The organism is Microcystis sp. M44BS1 (assembly GCF_020244875.1).
GTDB classification, from domain to species: Bacteria; Cyanobacteriota; Cyanobacteriia; order Cyanobacteriales; family Microcystaceae; genus Microcystis; species Microcystis panniformis.
On the sequence record NZ_JADBVM010000207.1, the window covers coordinates 1 to 6,333 of the forward strand.

Sequence of the window (6,333 nt, forward strand, 5' to 3'; positions counted from 1 at the left end):
GACTTTCGCCCCATTTCAGAAGCCCGATTCCGTGTGTCCCACGGTACGTTGACCGCCTATAGCTTCTTGTACTTGTTGCGCGCGACTTTTTACCCGGCCAAGCTTTTCTGGTCGGAACCCCCTAAGCCGAGTTTTCCAGGCTTCGGCCGTGAGCTCAGCCGAACGGTGCTGCGCCGTCCACTTGGTTTTCGAGACTGGCCTTTTAATTCTAACGTAAAGCCAACCTAGAACGGCGGGGTTTCAGACCCAAAATTTCCGATGAAGAATGAATGGCGACACAAGGAAAGCCCTGCTCTCAAAGCGTTTTCAATGCTGCTCCGATACGCAATCATCTTCAAACTTGACAACGCCGCCGATCGCGCATCAACCTTGAATCGACTCTGGTATGAGTGGAAATCGATATACTAGAATTATTATGGTCAAGATGTCCAACTTAAGATCAATGACAAAAATCCTCTCGACAGCCGAAGTGAAAGCGCGTCTTTCCGAATCGATCGATCTTGCTCTCCAAGAGGGCTACGTTGTCATCACCCGCTACGGCAAACCCGTGGCTGCCCTAGTGAGTTACGAAGATATCCGACAATTGCAACGACTGAGAAGCGCTCGTCAGAGGGGAGGGTTAGCGAATTTAAGCGAAAATTGGGAAGATTCAGAAGAATTAGCCGAAGAACTGGATAATATCTTGGACGAGAGAACCTGATGGCTTATCTCTTTGATACCGATGCTATTTCAGAGATGTTACGCAAGCGCCCGCTACTGGACTATCTGCAATGGTTACGATCGCTCGATCGAGAAAATCAATATACTAGCAGTATCACGATCGCCGAACTATATAAAGGTGCGTTCCGTTCCCCCAAGCGCAATCATTTTCTGGAAAAAATCGAAACGAGAATTATCCCCGAATTCACGATCCTGCCATTCGATCGCTTGACAGCGAAAATTTACGGAGAAATTCAAGCGCAACTAGAACAACAGGGAAATATTCTCGCCCATGCCGATTTACAGATCGCATCCACGGCGATTCAATCTAATCTAGAACTGGTTACGGGTAATATTCAACATTTCGCCCGTGTAGAAGCTTTACGGATTAATTACACTCTCGTCCACGCCAGGGCATCTTCAGAAAATGTTCAGAGTTGAGGCAACTTCGGCATCAACCATGGCAGCTGGATCGCAAATATAGGATAACTTTCCCAAAAATCAGCGATAAAAACCCTTTTTTACCAATCTAGCCCGGCTCTAACCCTTGGCAAGATCGGAAAAATCCTCAATTGAGCCGCAATTAGCTTAATCAAAAAATGTGCTATAATCAGAATGTAAGCACAAGGGGCCGCAACGGTTTCGACAGGTTAGCGAAAGCTCCCCCGTGATACAGGTCGAGAGTGAGTCTCCTCTCGTAAATCAAAGGCTCAAACAAAAAGTAAATGCGAACAACATCGTTCCTTTCGCTCGTAAAGCCGCTCCTGTAGCTGCCTAATAGTCTCTAATCGACTCGAGCATTCATAGTTTGACTCCGTTAAGGACTATGGATAAACCCCCAACGGATGCCACGTTTAACTTTCTCTAGTTAGTTAACCGTCTAAGCTTTAACTAGAGCATCCCACTGTCCGGGATAAGTGACAGTCCCCGTTTCGAGGGTAATCGAAACTAAACCTGTGAATGAGCGGACAGTCAATACCTAATTTGGACAGCAGTTCGACTCTGCTCGGCTCCATTGATTAGTTTAATGAAAAACCTTCTCTCCCGCATGGACGGGGTACAAACACCGATCATTCCCGTGGTCGGTCAATTAATTAAAGCGAACCCCGGCACTATTTCCCTAGGTCAAGGGGTTGTTTCCTATGATCCACCCCAGCAGGCGATCGAATCTCTATCTTTATTCTTAGCTAATCCCAAAAATCATCAATATCAATCTGTGGCGGGAATTCCCCCCTTATTAACAGTAATTCGGCAAAAACTAGCCGAAGATAATCGGGTAGAAATCAGCGATAAGCAGGCAATTTTTGTGACGGCGGGCAGTAATATGGCTTTTATGAATGCCATTTTAGCCATTACTTCCCCGGGGGATGAAATTATTCTCAACACTCCCTTTTATTTCAATCATGAAATGGCCATAAAAATGGCTAATTGTCAAGTAATTTTGGTCGCCACAGACAAAAATTATCAATTGTGTCCGGCTGCCATTGAAGAGGCAATCACGGAAAAAACTAAGGCAGTGGTAACGATTTCTCCTAATAACCCCACCGGAGTAGTTTATCCAGAAAATACCCTAAGAGAAGTCAATCGAATTTGTCAAAAAAAGGGCATCTATCACATTCACGATGAGGCTTATGAGTATTTTACCTATAACCATGCCCGTCACTTTTCTCCGGCGGCAATTGTTGGTAGTGAATCCTGGACTATTTCCTTATTTAGTCTCTCAAAAGCCTACGGTTTTGCCAGTTGGCGCATTGGTTATATGGTAGTACCGGAACATTTATCTGAGGCGATTAATAAGATTCAGGATACTATTTTAATCTGTCCGCCGGTGGTTTCGCAATACGCGGCCCTAGGAGCGTTGCAGGTGGGTAAAAGCTATCCTTTAGAACAGTTAAAAACCATCAGTCAAGTTAGAGAAATTTGCCTGAATGCTCTAGAATCGATTAGGGATATTTGTGATGTTGCCACTGCGGAAGGGGCTTTTTATTTCTTCCTGAAAATTACCACAGACAAGAATGATTTTCAGTTAGTTAAAAGTTTAATTGAGCAGCAGCGGGTGGCGGTGTTACCCGGTTCAACTTTTGGGATAACAGAAGGCTGTTATTTGCGTCTTGCCTACGGTTCTTTATCTCCAGAAACAGCTTTAGCGGCAGTGGAAAGATTGGTAAAGGGATTGCGTTATTTTAGTCAGTGATTTTTAAGAATAAATACTGGCTTTCTTTCTTGGTTTTTACTTTACCACAGCCTTTCTCATCAAGATGAAGTGTAACCTAATTTGGGTTTGCGGCAAAAAGTACGGGCGAAGCATTCGGATAGAAAATCTACGGTTTCACCGATAGGTTATTGCCCGAATGCTTCGCCCCTACAGGACGCAATCGCCGCTCAAGATGCCAGGTTTTGAAGCATGATTCTCTCAAAATCTTACACCTGTTTCGGAAGAAAAGCCACAAAACCCTTACCTTGCCTACATTTCACATTTATTCAGCAATCCCTAATTTGGTATTGACAAACGACTCCCCAAAACCAGAGACTTTGTACCTCACCATTAAGATAACTGCTATCAGATAACCTCTGATTCGATCTTTTGGGCTATTCTTAGTTTAGCCGAACGAGAACGAGGATTTTTAGCTTGTTCTTCTCGGCTGGGAATAATCGGCTTTTTCGTGATAATTTTCAAGGAATGATCTTCGCGAAAGCCATACTTGATCAGACGATCTTCTAGACTATGAAAACTGATCATAGCGATAATTCCCCCAGATTTTAGCCAGTGGGGGGCTTGATTTAACAATTTTTGCAGAGAATCTAATTCTTGATTAACAGCGATGCGTAGGGACTGAAAAACCCGCGTTGCCGGATGAATACGTCCATAACGGTAACTAGCGGGTACAGAACTAGCGATGACAGACGCTAATTCAGTGGTGGTAGTAAAGGGACGTTTTTGGACGATCGAGCGAGCAATAGGACGAGATAAACGTTCTTCTCCGTATTGATAAAAAAGATCGGCTAATTCTTTTTCCTGCCAATGATTAATAATATCGGCTGCCGTCAGGGATTGACAGCGATCCATCCGCATATCTAAGGCTGCCGTGTGGCGAAAACTAAAGCCGCGCTCGCTCTGATCGAATTGGGGAGAACTGACTCCTAAATCGGCGATAATGCCATCAAAACTGCTATTCTGTCCCTTATAATCGGCGAAGTTCCCCCACCAGAGGGTTAAACGGCTATCTAGATAGGGGGCAAGACTAATTTTAGCGGCTTCTAGGGCGCTTTGATCGCGATCGATGGCGGTTACTTTCGTTTCGGGATGGGCTTCTAAAAGCAAGCGGCTGTGTCCACCACCCCCTAGGGTAAGATCAAGATAATGCCCCCCGGGTTGAATATTTAAGCCGGCGATTAATTCTTGACTCAAAACGGAAATATGGGGAAAATCTTGATTCATCTGCTGATAACTTCCTGAAAATGGCGATTTAACCTAAAAATAACTGATAGGCCGGATTTTGACTTTCATCCCAATAGCGATAGCCGAGAGTATCGAGAAAAGCTTGCCATTGATTCATTTCATCGGGGGGGACTTGTATGCCCACGACGATGCGCCCATAATCGGCCCCGTTATTGCGATAATGGAAAACGCTGATATTCCAGTGGGGACTCATGGAAGCGACAAATTTCATTAAAGCCCCCGGTCGTTCGGGAAACTCGAAGCGATAAAATAATTCATGATCGGCTAAATGCGATCGCCCTCCCACCATGTGGCGCAGATGCAATTTAGTCAATTCATCATCGCTAATATCGAGGGTTTTAAAGCCGCAAGCTTCAAAACTCTCGGCTAATTTCTTGGCATCGCTGCGATTTTCGATCTGGGCGCCGACAAAAATATGTGCTTCTTTTTCATCGGCAATGCGATAACTAAATTCGGTTAAATTGCGTTTGCCGACACATTCGCAAAAACGGCGTAAACTGCCCGGTTGTTCGGGAATAGTCACAGCATACAACGCCTCGCGCCGTTCCCCTAATTCCGCCCTTTCTGCCACAAACCGCAGACGATCAAAGTTCATATTCGCCCCACAAGCCACAGCAACGAGCGTTTTATCCTCAATTCCCTCTCTTTCTACATAAGCTTTCGCTCCTGCTACCGCCAACGCCCCCGCAGGTTCTAAAATCGAGCGTGTATCTTGAAAAACATCCTTAATCGCCGCACAAATATCGTCCGTATCCACGAGGATAATCTCATCCACATACTGCTGACAGAGACGAAAAGTCTCCTCTCCCACCTCCCGCACCGCCACCCCATCGGCAAATAATCCCACCTGGGACAAACGCACCCGATAACCGGCTTTTAGGGATTGATTCATCGCGTCTGAGTCCACAGGTTCCACCCCGATAATTTTAATTTCTGGACGTAAACGCTTGACATAGGCTGCAATACCTGATATTAGCCCGCCGCCACCAATAGCGACAAAAATCGCCTCGATCGGTTGCTGATATTGTCGTAAAATTTCCATACCGATCGTACCCTGGCCAGCGATTACCTCTGGATCATCGAAGGGATGGATAAAAGTTAAGCCTTTTTCCGCTTCTAACTGCCGTGCGTAGGTGTAGGCATCATCGTAGGTGTCACCGTGCAGGACGACAATCCCACCCCGGGCTTTTACTGCGTCGATTTTGACTTGCGGAGTGGTGACAGGCATAACGATAATCGCTTGGGTTCCCAATTGCCGCGCTCCCAAAGCGACTCCCTGAGCATGATTTCCCGCCGAGGCAGCAATTACACCTTTTTGTAACAAATCCCTTGACAAATGCGCCATTTTGTTGTAGGCACCGCGCAGTTTAAAAGAGAAAACCGACTGCATATCCTCGCGCTTGAGTAAAAGCTGATTGTGCAAGCGTTGGGAGAGATTGGGGGCAAATTCCAAGGGGGTTTCTTGGGCGACATCGTAAACCCGTGCGGTGAGGATTTGAACCAGGTAATCGCAGTACATTATTCTTTTTTGGCGGTGGGGATTCGCGAGTCAGTCCAGTATCCAGAATAGATCATCGTCAGTCCGGTTAGCAATAAAGAGCTATCAGCTGTCAGCCGTCAGCTTTTTGCTCTGTGTTCCCTACTTCCCACTTCCCACTGATGTAACCTCTCAATAACTGCTGGAAGCTGTCGCGAACAAAAATCAAGGTCGTGTAGGGGTTGCTATGAGGGAGAAAATCTGGTTTAACACAGATAGGAGGATTGCCACAGAGAGCCAAAGGAAAATTGAGAAAGCCCTCCGCCAAGAAGTAGATAGCTGACAAAACCTCCTGAGGAGCCTGACTGAGCAACTCCAACAACAACAAGCCATCATTGACCAACTCTCTCAACAGCTAAAAAAGCAGCAAGAACGAACCACCCAACTGGAAGCCCAACTCAGAGAACAGAAAAAGCTCAAAGGCCGACCGAAGATAAGAGCCAGCCAACTCAACGAAAAAACCCCGGCGTTGCTTAATCAAGGTATGAATGCTAATGACTCACCGTTCGCTTAAATTGAAGGGGTAAGGTGGGCAAAAAAGGTTAAAATCCTTGTGTAGTCAAGTGTTGGCCAACAAGGAGTCGAGCAATTACGTCACAAACACAGTCAGAACGAATAGATGATCTCCCTCTAATTA

Annotated in this window: 7 protein-coding genes and 1 other RNA gene; 5 read left to right on the plus strand and 3 right to left on the minus strand. The window is 45.8% G+C overall.

The genetic code is table 11. The annotated features are described in order from the left end of the window. From IM515_RS16410 to IM515_RS16430, 5 genes are all read left to right on the plus strand, one after another. Positions 1–228: hypothetical protein (locus IM515_RS16410; protein WP_287628044.1), on the plus strand; the 228-nt coding region annotated here is incomplete at its 5' end. Positions 229–424: 196 nt separating this feature from the next. Further along, the gene (locus IM515_RS16415; RefSeq protein WP_223210417.1) at positions 425–700 is read left to right on the plus strand and encodes a type II toxin-antitoxin system Phd/YefM family antitoxin; all 276 of its coding nucleotides are present in this window, start codon (positions 425–427) and stop codon (positions 698–700) included. Next, on the plus strand, positions 700–1,140 hold the full coding sequence (locus IM515_RS16420) for a type II toxin-antitoxin system VapC family toxin (protein WP_002784674.1): 441 nt from the start codon (positions 700–702) through the stop codon (positions 1,138–1,140). The genes IM515_RS16415 and IM515_RS16420 overlap by 1 nt, the downstream gene beginning before the upstream one ends. Before the next feature lie 186 nt (positions 1,141–1,326). Then, positions 1,327–1,717: a transfer-messenger RNA gene (gene ssrA, locus IM515_RS16425) on the plus strand. Between the two features lie 9 nt (positions 1,718–1,726). After that, positions 1,727–2,893 (plus strand): pyridoxal phosphate-dependent aminotransferase, encoded by a 1,167-nt coding sequence (locus IM515_RS16430; RefSeq protein WP_287628046.1) that lies wholly within the window; start codon positions 1,727–1,729, stop codon positions 2,891–2,893. 366 nt (positions 2,894–3,259) lie between these two features. Here IM515_RS16430 and rsmH read toward each other — a convergent pair whose 3' ends face one another. The 3 genes from rsmH to IM515_RS16445 all read right to left on the minus strand — a co-directional run bounded on the left by rsmH (position 3,260) and on the right by IM515_RS16445 (position 5,982). Beyond that, entirely contained in the window at positions 3,260–4,138 is an 879-nt protein-coding gene (gene rsmH, locus IM515_RS16435) for a 16S rRNA (cytosine(1402)-N(4))-methyltransferase RsmH (protein WP_287628047.1), read from the minus strand. A 28-nt stretch (positions 4,139–4,166) separates the two neighbouring features. Beyond that, positions 4,167–5,678 (minus strand): threonine ammonia-lyase, biosynthetic, encoded by a 1,512-nt coding sequence (ilvA, locus tag IM515_RS16440; RefSeq protein WP_002766162.1) that lies wholly within the window; start codon positions 5,676–5,678, stop codon positions 4,167–4,169. A gap of 91 nt (positions 5,679–5,769) precedes the next feature. Further along, entirely contained in the window at positions 5,770–5,982 is a 213-nt protein-coding gene (locus tag IM515_RS16445; protein ID WP_223211781.1) for a hypothetical protein, read from the minus strand. Between the last annotated feature and the right edge of the window lie 351 nt (positions 5,983–6,333).